This is a genomic window from Paenibacillus sp. Negev47 (assembly GCF_058313655.1).
In genome coordinates, this window is the sequence record NZ_CM177754.1 from 5,131,388 (window position 1) to 5,147,726 (window position 16,339).

The following is a 16,339-nucleotide window of genomic DNA, read 5'->3' on the forward strand; positions in this document are numbered from 1 at the left end:
GAGGATGCCGCCAGGCATCCTTCGTAATCAAAAGCGGACTTTTTGAACTACCTCTAAAAACCATAAAAAAGAAGACCCACCATCAAGCATGAGTCTCCTCAAATTTCCGTTTATTGATATATTCAATTATAACAGGCCCCTTACACCGGAGCAATCACAAGCTATCAAGCTAGCGCACTAACCATTCAGGAGAAAGCCGACTTCCCCATTGAGTGAATATACAATTCGGTCTGCGCCCATCCCCCGATAGATGCCCTTTGGATGACTCTGTTCCGTAATGACGCACAGGGACTTCGATGTCCATGAACGGCAGATTTGCAAATAACGACAGGTCAGATTCAGGCTGTTTTCGAAAATAAACACATTGCCTACGCTGCCCTGCGGCAAAAACCATTTTTGAGCTGCAGCCGTGTTCATGCGAATGACATGCTCTACCCCGATTCTACGGAGTCTACGCTCTTCCCCTGCACTGTTGGTTAGAACGGCAAACGGCATTTTTTTGTACATTAGCAATTTGATAAATTTGCGTCCTGCTTCATTTGGAGCAGTCACTAAGATCATCTCAGTATCCATCATTCGTTCCTCCCTTGGCGTGAAAAGACAACAAAAAAGAAGCGTGGGGGACCAAGGCCTCCCGAACGCTTCTTAAATAATCCATGGCGAAAACACCATGAACCAGCGTACGGCTTGTTGCCTCTCCCTTTAACGCTTACGAGGTTAGCTGACGGATTCGGGCGCGAGAGTCGCCCTATTTCCGGCTGTCACCGGAAAATTCACCCCATGAATGCCCACTGTCCTGGACAGCGCATTCCGTTGGTTCCCCCGTTTCCCACTCATCAATGAATGGAAACTCAGCGATTAAAACATCGTTCGTATATCTTAAAGTAAGATCGAGCGATATTATCGTTTGTTTCGTTTTTCAAGTACAATTTAGTTTAAATTGAAATTACGTTATGAATCATACACCCGCGCCATGACGGTGTAAAGTCCGCACAGATCACCGAATCGGCAGATTTTCGCCAATACCCATACATAATAGCGCTTACAACAAGGTTATACTCTATCTATCTCTTCAAGTCTATCTAATTCTCACTCTGACGAAAATCACATCGCAATTCATTCACGTATTCTGCACAACTTGCCTGTTTTGATTCTTTTAACACCATATTAGTTTTGTATTATTTAATTGCAACCAATATAATAAGGGGTATAAGATTATATAATGGAGGCGATTTAGATGACAATCTACGATTACAAAGTGAATACTCTTCGCGGTCAAGAAGTTGAAATGTCCGACTACCGTGACAAAGTGCTACTGATTGTGAATACGGCTAGCTCATGTGGCCTCACTCCTCAATTCAAAGGTCTGCAAGAACTACAAGACAAGTTTCAGGATGCTCCGTTTGAAGTTCTGGGTTTTCCAAGCAACCAATTTGCACAGGAAAAAGGCTCTTCGGACGACATTGCAGAGTTCTGTCAGATGAATTATGGCGTGAGCTTCCCTATGTTCGAGAAAATTGATGTGAACGGCTCAAGCGCTCATCCTCTCTTCCAGCATCTAAGCAAGGAAGCTCCTGGCCTGCTCGGCTCCAAAGCAATCAAATGGAATTTCACCAAATTCCTTGTGGATCAGAACGGACAGGTACTGAAACGTTATGCTCCCAAAACAACACCCGACAAGATTGAAGAAGATATCAAGAACTTGCTTCAAAAATAATACATAGGCCACCCGTAACCGGAAGGTAAGCACGATCGCCTCGGTAATGGATGGCCTTTTTTCTAACTTGATGTCATAATGGTCGAAAAGACAAAAAGAAGAAGCTTTCCAATAAAGGAAAGCTTCTTCTTAATCGTTCATATGATGCGGTCGAGAGGACTCGAACCTCCACGGGCATACGCCCACTACCCCCTCAAGATAGCGTGTCTGCCATTCCACCACGACCGCATGTCGTAAATAATCGGCAACAGAATTGATTATACCGGGTTTAGATCTAAAAGTAAAGTATTTTTTAATGCTTCTTTTTCAGCCAGGCATTTTCCTCAAAAATCGCATATTCTCGTCATGTTTAGTCATGAACTGCATATCATTAGTTTTGATCCCCTCTTTTCCGGATAGAGCCGATCTGTGTAATCATTTATATATAGTAATATATAATCTTCCCCTATACCCTGTGAATACCTAACTTAAAATGATACATTAAATAACACAATATATGATTTATCATTTTTAAAACAATAAATTCCAAGGATTCTATTGACAAAAAGCGGACATTTATGGGAAGATAACTATCATATAATTCGGATTTTCAAACACAAAGCAAACAAAAAGGAATATAAATGTTACTTTAAGTGACATTTAACGAACACAGGAGGCGAATGATTGTGAACCGTGGGAATAAGCTGCTCGATTATGTCAATCTGCTTGATTCCTCTATTCAGGTTGGAGGGTTCACCCATTCCTTCGGCATGGATATCCATATCAAGGAGGGTACCATTCGTAATGTTGAAGATCTCGAATCATTCATGCGTTGTCAGTTGCATCCCAGTATCGTTCGTCTTGAAGGCATGGCCATCAAAGGCATCTATACCGCAGCAGATCACAAGGATACATGGCGGATAGCTCTGATCGACAAGCTCGTCCATGTTCAGCGAACTCCTGGAGAACTCAGAGAACAAGCTGCTGTTATGGGTAAACGATTGATCAGACTTGCACGCGCTCTGCACCCCTGGATTGATCTCAGCCAGCTCGAACAGATCTTCGCCAAATATGATTCAGTTGGCTGCCTCTCCACTGTTCACGCCTGGATTAACCACCACCTCGATATCCCGGTCGAGGAGGCGGTCCTTGGTTATCTTCATTCAGCCATGAATGCCTGCATAACCGAAGCCTCCAAAGTCATTCCCCTGAACAACGATACTACCAAAGATCTGATGGTCCGCCTGGCCGCAGATTTGGAGAATGAATGGAATACCGTCAGCGCCTCGGCTGCGGATGGACTGGCACAGCCAACCTCGATGTCCATGAAATCATTTTTTCCCAGTTTCCATATGCTTGGAGCTGGACTTCATGCCTACAGGGCCTAATCCTTTTTCTCCTCAGCTCCACTTCCCTTCATTAGGACAAACAAAAAAACACGCGGCAACCTCCTTGCCGACGTGTTTTTTGTCATTTTATTTGTTCATTTAACGCATTTACGCCATTTAACATCACAAAATACACTTTTTTCCGTCTTTTTTAATTGTTAGATGACGCATTTACGTATATAATAAAATATACAGCTCGCATTTCTATATATTCTACATGAAGAAAGGGCGACTGAATACTACATTCTAATCAGGGGTGAACCCTTTTGAACAAGAAAAAACCAGTGACTCCGTTCGGATGGGCCATCAAACGACGGCTAACCGAGCTTCAAGTGGACCAGAAGACCTTTTGTGAACAGTACGGTATCCCGCCCTATCGTTTGTCCAATCTCATTCACGGCACACGCAAAGCAACCCGCTTCAGACATCTGGTCGCTGATATTTTGGATATTCCAGATGAACTGAGATAAGATTTCCGTCAAAGGAGGACCTCATTCATGAGACATGTTACATCCGACCTGGAAAGCCTTACGTTCCAATCCATACGTCACCAACTCATCATCATTGACCACCACTGGGTTATCCACAGCTGCAACCGCGCCTGGCAACAGGGACTGGGTCAATTTCCACCTAGCTCGGATGCGAACAATAATCATAGACATTACCTGCATCTGTTGGAAGCCTGGGCGTTACGAGGCAGGAATGCTGCAACGGCACTTGTAGCACAGAATTTGAAAGAACGCGGAACACCCTTTAATCGAAATCATACATATGACATCTGCGTGTATACGGTATATAACGAAGAACGGTGGTTCCGTGCGGAACTCACCCCTCTAGTTCATACTGAGCCCATTCCGGATACTCCTCTGGCTTTGATCGCACACGTGGATATTACCGAACAGAAAAAGACAGAACGCCAATTGAAGAAGGCCCTGTCTGAAGTGCGTACATTACGTGGACTGCTGCCTATTTGCGCCGTCTGCAAACAGATCAAGGATGAAGAAGAACATTGGAACTCCGTCGAAAGTTATCTAGAGAAGCATACCCACGCCGAATTCACCCATGATATCTGCCCGGAATGCATACGGCGATTATATCCGAAATACTCGAACATCCTGGACAAGCGCTCCTGAACCCTCTGTCCACCCGAAACCGCAGCTCCAGCTAAACGGACAGATGATGTTCAAACTGGGACATATCCAGTTCTTGCGGTGTCCCGTGCAGGGTAATGGTACCTTTGTCCATGATATAAATGTAATCTGCGGCATTGCGTACAAAATCAATACTCTGCTCCACCAGCAGAACAGAGAGATCCCCCTTCGCCTTGAGCTGCAAAATGACCTGCCGAATGTCCTCCACAATGGAAGGCTGGATACCTTCTGTCGGCTCATCAAGCAGCAACAACCCCGGACGCGAAGCCAGCGCCCGGGCGAACGCCAATTGCTGTTGCTGTCCACCACTCAGATCTCCACCCTGCCGTCCATACATCGTCGCAAGCACCGGGAACATCGCGAGCACATCCTCCGGGAACGTCTTTACATCTGGAGCACTTGTCTCGAGGCCAAGCAACAAGTTTTCTTTCACCGTAAGCTGCGGGAATATTTCCCGCCCTTGCGGTACATAACCAATCCCCGCCCTCGCCCGCTTGGCTGGGTCCAAGGTGGATAACTCCTGATTTTTCCACTGAATATTGCCCTTGCGCGTTTTCAGTAGCCCCATTAATGTCTTCATCAACGTCGTTTTACCCACACCATTACGACCCATCAGACACACCACCTGCCCAGGCTGTACGTCCAGGCTCGCACCTCGAAGCACATTACTTTCCCCGTAGCCGGATTCAATTCGTTGCAGCGACAGCATGGTCATCCCCCCCTTTTGCCCAAATACACTTCCGCTACCTTCGGATCTGCCTGTACTTCAGCCATCGTACCTTCCTTCAGCAGCTTCCCTTCATGCATCACCGTCACCTTCGCGGCGAACTCTCGCACAAATTCCATATCATGCTCCACCACCACAACCGAGCGCTCACGTGCAATCTCTTGCAGAAGTCGTCCAGTCTTGTGAGTTTCTTCATCCGTCATGCCTGCGGCTGGTTCGTCCAGTAACAACACACGCGGCTCCTGCAGAAGCAACATGCCAATCTCCAGCCATTGCTTCTCCCCATGCGATAAGGCTCCTGCACGGGTGTTAATGCGATCTTGCAAACCAACCTGGAGGATAACAACCTCCATGGCAGTACTCATTTTCCCATATCTCCGAATACCAATGGCCTGCAGAGGAGAACGACGAGTCTCCGCCGCCAGCGTCAGATTCTCCTGTACCGTCAGACCCGCAAAGATCGATGGCGCCTGGAATTTGCGTCCCACACCTTTGCGAACAATCTGGTGCTCCTTCAGTCGCGTTAATTCCGTACCATCCGCCATTTTCACCGATCCGGACATGGGTTTTGTTTTGCCGCATATCACATCCAGCATCGTCGTTTTCCCTGCACCATTGGGTCCGATCAGAAAATGCAGGTCATGTTCATGCAGCTTCAGATTCATGCCTTTGACAGCAACGAACCCACCAAAGGCCACCGTAATGTCCTCGGCTACCAACACCGCTGATTCCTCAGTAGACTTTAGGTTTTTCCCGAGTGACTTGGACATGCGCACTCTCTCCTCTCCGCTTCAACAAGCGAACGACATGACGATACACCCCTACAATACCATTAGGCATAAACAAGACTACCGTTACAAAGAGCCCACCGATGACGAATAGCCATCCTTCGGGGTAAGCCTCGCTTATGCCTGTTTTGGCTGCATTCAGTACCACCGCTCCGATGACCGCTCCAATAAGCGTACCGCGACCACCCAATGCAACCCACAGGACCATCTCAATGGAAGGCACAATCCCCATCATCGATGGCGAGATAATACCGACCTGAAGAACAAACAACATGCCCGCAATGCCTGCAAGCGCACCGGAAAAAGCAAAAGCCAGCGTTTTATATCCTGCCGGATCATATCCGAGGAAGCGCACCCGATTCTCTCCATCGCGCGCAGCTTCGAGTACCTGCCCAAACCGGCTATTCACCATTCGACGACACAACACATAAGCGATCACCAGAACAGCAAGCGTTATATAGTAGAGAGCAATCGTTGTTCCTGCGGAATGAAGTGTAAAACCAAAGATTGAATTATACCCGGTAATGCCATTCGTTCCGCCCGTCCACTCCTGTTTGCCAACAAATAATGTCACCGTAATGAGAACCAAGGCTTGTGTCAGAATAGTAAAATATACACCGGTAATCCGGTTACGGAACGTAAACCACCCCAGAGCAAAGGCAAGCAAAGCCGGAAGGGCTATCCCCAAGAACAGCGCCATCGGGAAAGAGCGAAAGGGTTCCCAGAACCACGGCAGACCGCTGAGACCACTCCATCCCATGAAATCAGGAAGAGTTGCTCCACTGGCCTGAAGCTTCAGATACATCGCCATCGCGTACCCACCCAGACCGAAGAACACCCCATGTCCAAGACTCAGCACACCCCCATAACCCCAGATCAGATCGAGACCGATGGCCAGGATCGCCAGCGCCAAAAACTTGGCTAACAGACTCAGACGAAACTCCGTGGAGATTAGCGGAGCAAGACACATCATAATCAGAACAACTGCCCAGATGATCCTCATTTTCAAACTGCCAGTCTTGAGTAAAGCGGACATGAACTAACCCCCTTCTTCACGTTAATCGAGACTCCGTGTGCGCATCGCGACCAAGCCGCGAGGTTTCCATTGCAGGAAAGCAACGATACATACGAACACGAGCACCTTGCCAATGGAGGCAGAGGTATAGGTTTCGAACAGCGTATTGAACATGCCGATCCCCAGTGCACCGCACACGGTTCCGACCAATTTCCCCACGCCCCCCAGAACAACGACCATGAACGCATCCACAATATAATACGTACCAAGCGAAGGACCAATCGGACCAATGAGCGTTAACGCACAACCAGCGATTCCGGCGATTCCGGAACCAATGGCAAAGGTCATGCCATCCACCCGCCGGGTCGAAATCCCAAGACACCCCGCCATGCTCCGATTCTGCATCACAGCCCTCATTCGTCTTCCGGAAGATGTTCGATAGATATAGAGATACATGCACAGCAGCACAACCGCAACCAATGCGATAATGAAAATTCGCTTGTACGGAAATACAATGCCATCCGAGATCGCCAATCCCCCATTGAGCCAAGCTGGACTGGATACCCCCACATTCGGTGCTCCGAATATCGTACGGGCCAGCTGCTGCAACATCATCCCTACACCCCATGTCGCAAGCAGACTGTCCAGCGGTCTGCCATACAGATGCCTGATCAGCACCACTTCAAGCAACCAACCAATCAGAGCAGCTACAATGAACGCAATCGGCAGAGCTACAACAAAGTAGGCACCAAACCATGCAGCCGGAGCATAGGACATGAACAGATTTTGTGTTACATACGTTGCATATGCACCGATCATGATCAGTTCACCGTGAGCCATATTGATGACATTCATCAGCCCAAACGTTACCGCAAGCCCCAATGCTATCAACAGCAGAATCGAACTGATACTCAGACCATTGAACATCTGCAGGATAAACATATCCATCGCTATCCCCTCCTCCATACCGTGACTCTCGATATTTCAATTGACTTCAATTCGCACCGTCCCACACTTCACGTTACAGTAACGCTTTACCGCAATACTGTAAGAGGGTGTGTTATCACACCCTCGTCTATGATTCAGTTGCTTTGAAGCGAGTTGCCTGTGTTTATTTGCGAGGTTTCTGTGTTATTTGGCGCTAAGGGAAGCTCCCCATTCATACGTTTTCAGATAAGGGTCCGGCTTGACAGGCGCACCCGAATTCCACAATTCCTTGAACTGCCCATCCTCCTGCACCTCACCGATCCGTACGGTTTTGTAGATATGCTGATTCTCTCCATCCACGGTTACCTTACCTTCAGGAGCATCAAACTCCAGACCCTTGGCAGCCGCCTTCACCTTCTCCACGTCGGTTGATCCCGCTTTTTCCACCGCTGCCTTCCAGAGATAAACCGCCACATATCCCGCTTCAATCGGATCTGCTGTCACTCGATCAGCACCATATTTTTCTTTATACTTGGCAACAAATGTTGCATTTTCAGGCGTATCCGTTGTCTGATAATAATTCCACGAAGCCAGATGCCCCTTCAAAACGTCTGCGCCGATACCACGGATTTCTTCCTCCGCCACACTAACCGACAGGGTTGTCATCTGATCGGAGGAAATTCCAGCATCCTTCAATTGTTTGAAGAAGGCTACATTACTGTCTCCGTTCAGCGTATTGTATACAATATCCGGCTTTGCAGCCTTGATTTTGCTAATGATGGTACTGTAATCGGTATGTCCCAGCGGTGTATATTCCTCACCCACCACTTCGCCGCCCTCTGCCGCGAGTTGCGCCTTAATGACCTGGTTGGCCGTTTTCGGGAATACATAGTCTGATCCAAGCAGATAAAACGTCTTGCCCCTGTTCTCCAGTAACCAGGTTACGGATGGAACGATCTGCTGATTCGTTGTTGCTCCTGTATAAAAAATGTTTGGCGATGATTCCAATCCTTCATATTGCACCGGGTAAAACAATAGACCCTTGTTCTGTTCGAACACCGGGAGCATAGCCTTCCGACTTGCAGAGGTCCATCCACCAAATACAGCAGCGACCTTATCCTGTTGTAGCAACTTTCCAGCCTTCTCTGCAAAAGTAGGCCAATCCGAAGCACCATCCTCCACTACAGGCTCAATCTGTTTACCCAGAACTCCACCCGCGGCGTTGATCTCTTCAATAGCAAGCATCTCGGCATCCTTAACGGATACCTCACTGATCGCCATCGTTCCGCTGAGGGAGTGAAGAATGCCCACTTTAATCGTATCCCCGGAGGCAGCCGGCTCTCCTGTACCACCTGAACCCGACGCTTCAGGCGGCGCAGCGCCATCCACACATCCTGTCATCACAATGACCGCACCGAGCAAAATACTCCATAACTTGACCGACCTCTTCTTCAATAGCCTACACTCCCTTTTTTTAGTCTATTGACGAACATTAAGGTCATTCACATCCGAAATGTTCGTTAATCCAAATTATGGAGCGTCACACTCTTCATGTCAATATAGCTTACATAATTTTATTTCATGCCTACTCGTTTCATGCATAGTGCTAATAAGCTTTGAAACTTATTGACAAAGGATTCACCCTGTGTGAGTATATTTAACATATAACATGATCCATGAACATATCAGACACTATAAGCGAAAGGTCGGATTGCCTTGCACTGGACTGAGCAGGAAAAGGAAAAACTCCTGATTACCGTGGCTGCTAACCTCGCCCGCGAACGAAGAGCACGCGGACTTAAGTTGAATGCCCCCGAAGCCATCGCCTTGTTGACCTCCGAACTTATGGAGCGGGCTCGGGATGGAATGAGTGTTGCCGAATTAATGAGATACGGAGGCACCATCCTGACACGTGAAGACTGTATGGATGGTGTTGCCGATATGATTCCTGAAGTACAGGTAGAAGCCACATTTCCTGACGGTACGAAACTGGTTACCGTACATGAACCTATACGCTGAGAAAGGCAGGAGAAGCCATGATTCCTGGTGAATACCGCTTGAAGCCAGATGACGACATCATCTGTCATCCGGATCGTTCAACCCTACGCCTGATTGTCCTTAACCGCGGCGACCGTCCCGTCCAGGTCGGCTCTCACGTTCACTTCTATGAAGTTAATGCAGCACTGGACTTCGATCGCACTTCAGCTTTCGGACATCGCCTGCACATTCCGGCAGGCACCGCAGTACGCTTCGAACCCGGTGAAGAGAAACCTGTCGATCTCACGACCTTTGGCGGCAAACGCCAGATTCACGGGTTCAACGGATTAACCGAAGGCCCTGCGGATCAAGCTCCTGATCCGCAGAAACTGGAGGCATTCCTGAAGACGTTCTCCCCTCCCGTACAAGATGGAGGTGAGCCTTCATGAAACGAATGAGCCGCGAACAATACGCGTCGATGTTCGGACCCACAACCGGTGATGCCGTAAGACTTGCGGATACCGAACTATGGGCAGAGATTGAACATGATTATGCCGTATATGGAGATGAGAGCAAGTTCGGGGGTGGCAAGGTTATCCGCGACGGGATGGGCCAGTCCACCTCTGCTCTGCGAAGTGACGGCACTCCTGATACTGTTATCACCAACGCCATCATTATCGATCATTGGGGTATTGTAAAAGCGGATATCGGCATTCGGGATGGTCACATCTGCGCCATTGGCAAATCCGGCAACCCGGATACAATGGATGGTGTGCATCCCGCACTGGTCATCGGTGCTTCCACGGAGATTATTGCTGGGGAAGGCATGATTGTTACTGCCGGCGGCATTGATACCCATATTCATTTCATCTGCCCACAGCAGATTCAGACCGCATTATCCTCCGGAGTAACGACCATGATCGGCGGCGGGACAGGACCAGCAACAGGTACCAAAGCCACCACCTGCACCCCGGGAGCCTGGCACATCCACCGGATGCTGGAGTCCGCAGAGGCTTTTCCCATGAACATCGGTTACCTCGGTAAAGGTAACAGTTCCAGTACCCCACCTTTAATTGAACAGATTGAAGCTGGTGTAATCGGCCTGAAGCTGCATGAGGATTGGGGTACTACCCCGAGCGCTATCGATGCCTGCCTGACTGCCGCCGGAGAACATGACGTTCAAGTCGCTATCCATACCGATACGCTGAACGAAACCGGATTTCTCGAAAACACACTGGCAGCAATCAACGGCCGAACGATCCACACGTACCACACAGAAGGCGCTGGTGGCGGACACGCACCGGATATTATCCGGGCCGCTGGGGAGTCCTACGTCATCCCCTCATCAACTAATCCAACACGACCCTACACACGCAACACTGTAGAAGAGCATCTCGATATGTTGATGGTGTGTCACCATCTGGACCCATCCATCCCGGAAGATGTGGCTTTTGCTGATTCACGGATTCGTCCCGAAACAATCGCAGCCGAAGATATTTTGCATGATCTTGGCGTGTTCAGCATTATCAGTTCCGATTCACAGGCCATGGGCCGAGTGGGTGAAGTCATTATCCGCACTTGGCAGACAGCCGACAAAATGAAAAAACAACGCGGCAAACTCGATCTCAACCCGGATTCACCCTCAGATAACGATCGAATCAAGAGATATATCGCCAAATATACGATTAATCCAGCTATCGCACACGGAATCGGTCACCTCGTCGGTTCGGTGGAAGTCGGAAAGTTGGCCGATCTAGTGGTGTGGAAACCAGCCTACTTCGGAGTAAAACCCGAGATCGTCATTAAAGGTGGCATGATCACGTTCGCCCAGATGGGTGATCCCAATGCTTCCATCCCGACACCCCAGCCTGTATTCAGCAGACCGATGTTCGGAGCCTATGGTAGCGCCATTGCCAGCGGATCGATCACCTTTGTCTCCCAAGCCGCAGCAGATGCAGGAATCAAAGAGACATTGGGCCTGAAAAAACGGGTCGAACCCGTCAAAGGCTGCCGCTCGGTCAGCAAAAAAGACATGATTCATAACGACGTAACCCCTGTCATTGAAGTCGATCCCGAAACCTATGAGGTACGCGCCGACGGCGAACTTCTCACCTGTGAACCCGCAGACGAGCTGCCTATGGCACAGCGTTACTTTATGTTTTGATATGAATACAGATTAGCTGATAAGGGGGCAACGCATGATGAATAGTGGCACGAAGCTACTTCGTTACGTTCAACTGCTGGATTCAGCGCTGCCCATCGGCGGGTTCTCCCATTCCTTCGGTCTGGAGGCTTATACGCATGATGGCACCGTGCGAAATACCGCGCAGCTTGAACAGTTTATTCGCAGCCAGCTTCATTCCAGCCTTGTTCGACTAGATGGCCTTGCCATCAAAGGAGTCTATCAGGCGATAAAACAGCAAGATGCCGCTCTACTTGCTCTATATGACAAGCGTGTCCACGCCCAGCGCTCCCCTCGGGAACTCAGGGAAAGCGGCCACAAAATGGGAAAGCGACTGCTTAAGCTCGCCCGCTCACTTTATCCATGGATGGACTTTTCCCTGATTGATGAGGCCATCCGGGAATACGGCGCGTATTGCGGCATCACGACCATTCACGGTTATATCAACTATCAATTGGAGATTGGATTGGATGAAGCCGTCACCGGGCATCTGTATACCTCAGTTAACGCTTATGTGAATAGCGCACTTCGCCTTCTGCCCATCGGACAAACCGAAGCGCAAATGTTGATTCAGAAACTGCTTGATGACATTGAAGCGGAATGGGCTCTCATTCGGGAAAATGACCCGGAAGACATGCACAGCTTCGGAATCGCCCAGGAAATCTACGCCATGCGGCACGAGAACTTACCCGCGCGACTGTTTATGTCTTAACTACAACTTTTATCTAACTTAGGAGGAATTGTTATGTGTGGAGGAGCTAATCATACGCATCATCCGGAGTGGGAACGCAAGGCATTTGATCGGAGTCGTCCGATGCGAATTGGAATTGGCGGACCGGTAGGTTCAGGTAAAACAGCCCTTGTGGAGAAACTATCCAAGGCACTGCGTACACGTTATAGTCTTGCTGTCATCACCAATGACATATATACCAAGGAAGATGCCGAAATCTTGCTGCGTCAGAATGCATTGGCACCAGAGCGTATTATCGGCGTAGAGACAGGCGGATGCCCGCACACAGCTATTCGCGAGGATGCCTCCATGAATTTCGAAGCGGTTGACGAGTTAATTGAACGTTTCCCGGATCTGCAACTGATCTTTATCGAGAGCGGCGGCGACAATCTCTCTGCCGCATTCAGTCCGGAACTCGCTGATGTGTTCATCTACATTATCGACGTCGCCCAAGGGGAGAAACTTCCTCGCAAAGGCGGTCCCGGCATCACACGTTCAGATCTGTTGCTAATCAACAAAACCGACCTTGCCCCTTACGTTGGAGCAAGCCTGGAAGTCATGAAAAATGATACGGAGCGGGTACGCGAAGGCCGTCCTTATGTCATGTCTAATCTAATGAGCGGTGAAGGTGTGTCCGAGATTGTCCACTGGCTCGAACATCAATATATGGATGACCATGCTTCCGCTGCACATCTGCATTCACACAGCCATGAGCATGGCACTCACTCGCATTAATTCATCTTCTGTTCCCACGGGAACAGAGATGAATCGGAACGAAAGTGCAGGTGAACCCGTCACGCGCCGCAGCGAGCTTCGGGCCACTTTTGCCTTTCAAGGTGAGCGGACTGTCATGACCGATCGTTATTACAGTGCACCTCTCCGGTTTAGCCGATCCTTTCGACCTCCCGGAGGCGGAACCGAATTATGTGTGTATACGTCAGACGTCTCTCCCGGCGTCCTTAACGGGGATCATTATCATTCCGAGTGGGTATTAGGCGAAGGAACCCATGTGATGCTGAGCAGTACGTCAGCTACCAGGCTTCATCCCACTCCATCGCTTCCTTCATCTGTCAATCATCATTTTCGGTTGGGAAAAGGAGCCACACTGGAATATTTCCCTGAATGCGTTATCCCCTTCAAGGGAAGTTCTTCATCACTCGCTGTAACCTTTGAGCTGGAAGACCAGGCTATCCTGGCTTATGCAGATATCTGGTCTGCCGGACGCATTCATCGGGGAGAAGCTTTCCAATTCAAGCGTTACCGCAGTTTGACGGAGATATGGCAAGGAGAGCAACTGGCTGTCTGGGATCGATTCGGACTCGAACCTGAAACCGATGACCCTAAACACTCAGCATCCCTCCTTCACTATACCCACACGGCTGCGTTATGGATGATCGCCCCGGGACTGGGCACTGCAGAGTTGGAACAAGTCAGATCCGCTCTGCCACCAGATGGACGAATGCTCGCAGGTGCGAGTTTGCTGGCAACCGGAGGCATCGGCGTTCGACTACTTGGCATGGCAGCCTGGGAGCTTCAGGAGCAATGTCTTCAGATCTGGAATACACTCCGTCCCCATCTACTGGGAAAAGAAACCCTCGTCTTTCGTAAATAAGGCATGAAGCATGCATGGATAAACACAAAAACCTCTGAACATATTCCGAGTATGTTCGGATTAGTCCAGAGGTTTTTGTACATTTAGTCTATGGTTGCTCATATCGTTTACGCTTCGTTTTCCTCAGAATTGTTTTCTGATTTGTTCTCAGCTCCATAGCGATAGTCTCCTGCATCTTTGCTTTCCTTGGATTTGCGGTAACGGGTAAACTCGATATATTCACTGATAAAAGACTGTTCCACAGTCGATAATTCGCTTTCCTGGCAATTCAATTGCCGCAACACGTCAAAAAAATAATCCTCCCGTTTTTCCCGTACCATCGCTTCCTTCGACGGACGCCCAATCATGAGCCAGTCCAGGCTCACATCAAAAAACGAAGCAATCTCAATTAACTTATTCGTACTCGGAATAGACTTGCCACGTTTCCAATCACCCAGATTGCCTGTGCTAATCTTCAGCTGTTGGCAGAAAGCCTTCTTGGTCATTCCTCGTTCGGCAATCAGGTGTTCAATTCGCTCATAGATCGACTGCATACAAGAACCGCCTTCCAACCGTAATAATCAACTCATCTGCTTGAATTATACCACATTATTCCTGAATGCTCAGCCTTTAAATACCTGACATGTCACCAGGCGTATCGCATAACACAAAGATAGACTCCCATGAGTAACCATGAGAGTCTATCTTATAACGTTGTTACTGTGATGCGGTCGAGAGGACTCGAACCTCCACGGGTATACACCCACTACCCCCTCAAGATAGCGTGTCTGCCATTCCACCACGACCGCATATTCAATTGTAAAAATGGTGAGCCATGAAGGGCTCGAACCTTCGACACCCTGATTAAAAGTCAGGTGCTCTACCAACTGAGCTAATGGCTCTTGCTGTAAACTTCACCGGATGTGCCATGCTTCATTCTAGTCTCTAAGAGCAATGACTTTGAGGATTTCTCATCAGGAATATAGATCTCATGAGGTGGTGAAGATATGACCCGTAGGGGATTCGAACCCCTGTTACCTCCGTGAAAGGGAGGTGTCTTAACCCCTTGACCAACGGGCCTTAATAACTAGTTGTCTTTCTTGGCGACAAGAATGAGTATACCACAGGATATTTTGAACTTGCAATACTTTTTTTCGAATTTATTTTTCACCCCTTTTTGCCCATTGCATACCACGCTTTAGAGATCCGTTATTCTCCCTCTTCCCATTCACGCTAATGTCATCCCCGTGCTGGAACAATGTAAACCATTCATCAAAACACTTATAAAAACTTACGTTCACTTATAATATTGCAAAGTACATTAAGAATACTTATAATTAAAGTATCAGTATAAGTACGGTCATCCATACACCCGGAGGTGACATGTTTGTTTCAAGAAGAACGAATGCAGCTCATTGTTGAACATCTACGCAAACACAATCGCATCTCAGCCGATGATATTGTCACCTTATTTGATGTATCACGGGATACTGCTCGCAGGGATCTGATCAAGCTTGAGGAACAGGATGCCATCATTCGAACACGCGGCGGTGCCATTCTCCCCCCTCCTCCGCAAGAATTCAGATCCTATAAAGACCGTCTACTCGATGTTTCTGAGGAAAAGAGGGCCATCGGCAAGCTCGCGGCGGCCATTGTAAGACAAGGCGAGATCATTATTCTGGATTCTTCCACAACCGTGCAGGCGTGTGCCGAGAACTTGAACGGCAAATCCTGTACCGTCATTACCAATTCAATTCATTCCGCTGATCTTCTCTCCAACCACACGGCTGTCCAGATTCGTTTACTCGGCGGCAAAGTGGATAAGGAACAACGTTATGTCTACGGTACTTCTGTTATCGAGACCCTCTCCCACTATTATGTAGATAAAGCCTTTATCGGAATTGGCGGTATCACCATGGATGGCTTCAGCGCTTCCGAAGAGGAAGGGAAAATTAAACTCCAAATGATGAAGGCTGCCAAGAAAGTCGTTGTTCTTGCAGATCAGTCCAAGTTTGACAAAAGTTATGGTTATCGTTTTGCCGACTGGTCATTGGTGGATGTATTGATTACGGATCAATGGCCAACCAAAGAATGGCTTGTTTTTCTAGCCGAACAGCAAGTTGAGATTCTCATTCCTGAACCTACAGATGATAAGGAGTTGTAAGTA

At 48.5% G+C, this 16,339-nt stretch carries 18 protein-coding genes, 4 tRNA genes and 1 riboswitch; of the genes, 11 read left to right on the plus strand and 11 right to left on the minus strand.

Annotation, left to right across the window (positions count from 1 at the left end; genetic code table 11):
* Positions 1-177 precede the first annotated feature (177 nt).
* Positions 178-576, minus strand: coding sequence for an HAD family hydrolase (locus AC4G47_RS23215; RefSeq protein ID WP_235193755.1), 399 nt, complete (start codon positions 574-576; stop codon positions 178-180).
* A 115-nt stretch (positions 577-691) separates the two neighbouring features.
* Positions 692-867, minus strand: a riboswitch (cyclic di-AMP (ydaO/yuaA leader).
* Between the two features lie 370 nt (positions 868-1,237).
* Between AC4G47_RS23215 and AC4G47_RS23220 the strand changes: the two genes are divergently transcribed.
* Entirely contained in the window at positions 1,238-1,717 is a 480-nt protein-coding gene (locus AC4G47_RS23220) for a glutathione peroxidase (RefSeq protein ID WP_458125750.1), read from the plus strand.
* A gap of 145 nt (positions 1,718-1,862) precedes the next feature.
* Here the strand turns inward: AC4G47_RS23220 and AC4G47_RS23225 are convergent.
* Positions 1,863-1,945, minus strand: a tRNA-Leu gene (locus AC4G47_RS23225).
* Between the two features lie 437 nt (positions 1,946-2,382).
* Between AC4G47_RS23225 and AC4G47_RS23230 the strand changes: the two genes are divergently transcribed.
* The 3 genes from AC4G47_RS23230 (at position 2,383) to AC4G47_RS23240 (ending at position 4,217) form a co-directional block, all read left to right on the plus strand.
* Positions 2,383-3,084, plus strand: a complete 702-nt coding sequence (locus AC4G47_RS23230; RefSeq protein WP_491102923.1) for an urease accessory protein UreF — start codon at positions 2,383-2,385, stop codon at positions 3,082-3,084.
* Between the two features lie 266 nt (positions 3,085-3,350).
* A complete protein-coding gene (locus tag AC4G47_RS23235) occupies positions 3,351-3,554 on the plus strand; it encodes an XRE family transcriptional regulator (RefSeq protein WP_145320414.1) in 204 nt (67 codons plus the stop codon).
* A 27-nt stretch (positions 3,555-3,581) separates the two neighbouring features.
* Positions 3,582-4,217 carry a hypothetical protein gene (locus tag AC4G47_RS23240; protein ID WP_491102924.1) on the plus strand — a complete coding sequence of 212 codons (636 nt, stop codon included), beginning with the start codon at positions 3,582-3,584 and terminating at the stop codon, positions 4,215-4,217.
* A gap of 31 nt (positions 4,218-4,248) precedes the next feature.
* Here the strand turns inward: AC4G47_RS23240 and urtE are convergent, their stop codons facing one another.
* From urtE to urtA, 5 genes are all read right to left on the minus strand, one after another.
* A complete protein-coding gene (gene urtE / locus AC4G47_RS23245; RefSeq protein ID WP_491102925.1) occupies positions 4,249-4,944 on the minus strand; it encodes an urea ABC transporter ATP-binding subunit UrtE in 696 nt (231 codons plus the stop codon).
* Positions 4,945-4,946: 2 nt separating this feature from the next.
* Positions 4,947-5,732 (minus strand): urea ABC transporter ATP-binding protein UrtD, encoded by a 786-nt coding sequence (gene urtD, locus AC4G47_RS23250; protein ID WP_491102927.1) that lies wholly within the window; start codon positions 5,730-5,732, stop codon positions 4,947-4,949.
* Positions 5,695-6,786, minus strand: coding sequence for an urea ABC transporter permease subunit UrtC (gene urtC / locus AC4G47_RS23255; RefSeq protein WP_491102929.1), 1,092 nt, complete (start codon positions 6,784-6,786; stop codon positions 5,695-5,697). Before urtC ends, urtD begins: the two co-directional genes overlap by 38 nt.
* A 21-nt stretch (positions 6,787-6,807) precedes the next feature.
* The gene (urtB, locus tag AC4G47_RS23260) at positions 6,808-7,713 is read right to left on the minus strand and encodes an urea ABC transporter permease subunit UrtB (protein WP_036610830.1); all 906 of its coding nucleotides are present in this window, start codon (positions 7,711-7,713) and stop codon (positions 6,808-6,810) included.
* Between the two features lie 183 nt (positions 7,714-7,896).
* Positions 7,897-9,147, minus strand: coding sequence for an urea ABC transporter substrate-binding protein (gene urtA, locus AC4G47_RS23265; RefSeq protein WP_336759545.1), 1,251 nt, complete (start codon positions 9,145-9,147; stop codon positions 7,897-7,899).
* Between the two features lie 261 nt (positions 9,148-9,408).
* On the opposite strand from urtA, the gene AC4G47_RS23270 reads away from it, so the two are divergent.
* From AC4G47_RS23270 to AC4G47_RS23295, 6 genes are read left to right on the plus strand one after another with little or no spacing between them, the layout of a single operon-like run.
* Positions 9,409-9,711, plus strand: a complete 303-nt coding sequence (locus tag AC4G47_RS23270) for an urease subunit gamma (protein ID WP_491102931.1) — start codon at positions 9,409-9,411, stop codon at positions 9,709-9,711.
* A gap of 17 nt (positions 9,712-9,728) precedes the next feature.
* Positions 9,729-10,118 carry an urease subunit beta gene (locus tag AC4G47_RS23275; protein WP_458125744.1) on the plus strand — a complete coding sequence of 130 codons (390 nt, stop codon included), beginning with the start codon at positions 9,729-9,731 and terminating at the stop codon, positions 10,116-10,118.
* Complete coding sequence (ureC, locus tag AC4G47_RS23280; RefSeq protein ID WP_491102932.1) at positions 10,115-11,833, plus strand: urease subunit alpha; 1,719 nt, start codon at positions 10,115-10,117, stop codon at positions 11,831-11,833. The genes AC4G47_RS23275 and ureC overlap by 4 nt, the downstream gene beginning before the upstream one ends.
* A gap of 37 nt (positions 11,834-11,870) precedes the next feature.
* Positions 11,871-12,563 carry an urease accessory protein UreF gene (locus AC4G47_RS23285; protein ID WP_491102933.1) on the plus strand — a complete coding sequence of 231 codons (693 nt, stop codon included), beginning with the start codon at positions 11,871-11,873 and terminating at the stop codon, positions 12,561-12,563.
* 33 nt (positions 12,564-12,596) lie between these two features.
* Positions 12,597-13,316 (plus strand): urease accessory protein UreG, encoded by a 720-nt coding sequence (ureG, locus tag AC4G47_RS23290; protein ID WP_491102935.1) that lies wholly within the window; start codon positions 12,597-12,599, stop codon positions 13,314-13,316.
* A 28-nt stretch (positions 13,317-13,344) separates the two neighbouring features.
* Positions 13,345-14,193 (plus strand): urease accessory protein UreD, encoded by an 849-nt coding sequence (locus tag AC4G47_RS23295; RefSeq protein WP_491102937.1) that lies wholly within the window; start codon positions 13,345-13,347, stop codon positions 14,191-14,193.
* Positions 14,194-14,300: 107 nt separating this feature from the next.
* Here AC4G47_RS23295 and AC4G47_RS23300 read toward each other — a convergent pair whose 3' ends face one another.
* The 4 genes from AC4G47_RS23300 to AC4G47_RS23315 all read right to left on the minus strand — a co-directional run bounded on the left by AC4G47_RS23300 (position 14,301) and on the right by AC4G47_RS23315 (position 15,252).
* Positions 14,301-14,726, minus strand: a complete 426-nt coding sequence (locus AC4G47_RS23300) for a helix-turn-helix domain-containing protein (protein ID WP_458125740.1) — start codon at positions 14,724-14,726, stop codon at positions 14,301-14,303.
* Positions 14,727-14,898: 172 nt separating this feature from the next.
* Positions 14,899-14,981, minus strand: a tRNA-Leu gene (locus AC4G47_RS23305).
* Positions 14,982-14,998: 17 nt separating this feature from the next.
* Positions 14,999-15,074: transfer RNA gene (locus AC4G47_RS23310), tRNA-Lys, on the minus strand.
* A 106-nt stretch (positions 15,075-15,180) separates the two neighbouring features.
* Positions 15,181-15,252 (minus strand) — tRNA-Glu (locus AC4G47_RS23315).
* Positions 15,253-15,559: 307 nt separating this feature from the next.
* On the opposite strand from AC4G47_RS23315, the gene AC4G47_RS23320 reads away from it, so the two are divergent.
* Entirely contained in the window at positions 15,560-16,336 is a 777-nt protein-coding gene (locus AC4G47_RS23320; protein WP_491102938.1) for a DeoR/GlpR family DNA-binding transcription regulator, read from the plus strand.
* The last annotated feature ends 3 nt before the right edge of the window (positions 16,337-16,339 follow it).

What these genes read in the sequence shown, in the direction of transcription:
- AC4G47_RS23215 (WP_235193755.1), bottom strand. Translation starts at nt 576, where the DNA reads ATGATGGATACTGAGATGATCTTAGTGACTGCTCCAAATGAAGCAGGA.
- AC4G47_RS23285 (WP_491102933.1), top strand. Translation starts at nt 11,871, where the DNA reads ATGAATAGTGGCACGAAGCTACTTCGTTACGTTCAACTGCTGGATTCA.
- AC4G47_RS23300 (WP_458125740.1), bottom strand. Translation starts at nt 14,726, where the DNA reads ATGCAGTCGATCTATGAGCGAATTGAACACCTGATTGCCGAACGAGGA.
- urtC (WP_491102929.1), bottom strand. Translation starts at nt 6,786, where the DNA reads ATGTCCGCTTTACTCAAGACTGGCAGTTTGAAAATGAGGATCATCTGG.
- AC4G47_RS23295 (WP_491102937.1), top strand. Translation starts at nt 13,345, where the DNA reads ATGAATCGGAACGAAAGTGCAGGTGAACCCGTCACGCGCCGCAGCGAG.
- ureG (WP_491102935.1), top strand. Translation starts at nt 12,597, where the DNA reads ATGTGTGGAGGAGCTAATCATACGCATCATCCGGAGTGGGAACGCAAG.
- ureC (WP_491102932.1), top strand. Translation starts at nt 10,115, where the DNA reads ATGAAACGAATGAGCCGCGAACAATACGCGTCGATGTTCGGACCCACA.
- urtD (WP_491102927.1), bottom strand. Translation starts at nt 5,732, where the DNA reads ATGTCCAAGTCACTCGGGAAAAACCTAAAGTCTACTGAGGAATCAGCG.
- urtE (WP_491102925.1), bottom strand. Translation starts at nt 4,944, where the DNA reads ATGCTGTCGCTGCAACGAATTGAATCCGGCTACGGGGAAAGTAATGTG.
- AC4G47_RS23240 (WP_491102924.1), top strand. Translation starts at nt 3,582, where the DNA reads ATGAGACATGTTACATCCGACCTGGAAAGCCTTACGTTCCAATCCATA.
- AC4G47_RS23220 (WP_458125750.1), top strand. Translation starts at nt 1,238, where the DNA reads ATGACAATCTACGATTACAAAGTGAATACTCTTCGCGGTCAAGAAGTT.
- AC4G47_RS23275 (WP_458125744.1), top strand. Translation starts at nt 9,729, where the DNA reads ATGATTCCTGGTGAATACCGCTTGAAGCCAGATGACGACATCATCTGT.
- urtB (WP_036610830.1), bottom strand. Translation starts at nt 7,713, where the DNA reads ATGGATATGTTTATCCTGCAGATGTTCAATGGTCTGAGTATCAGTTCG.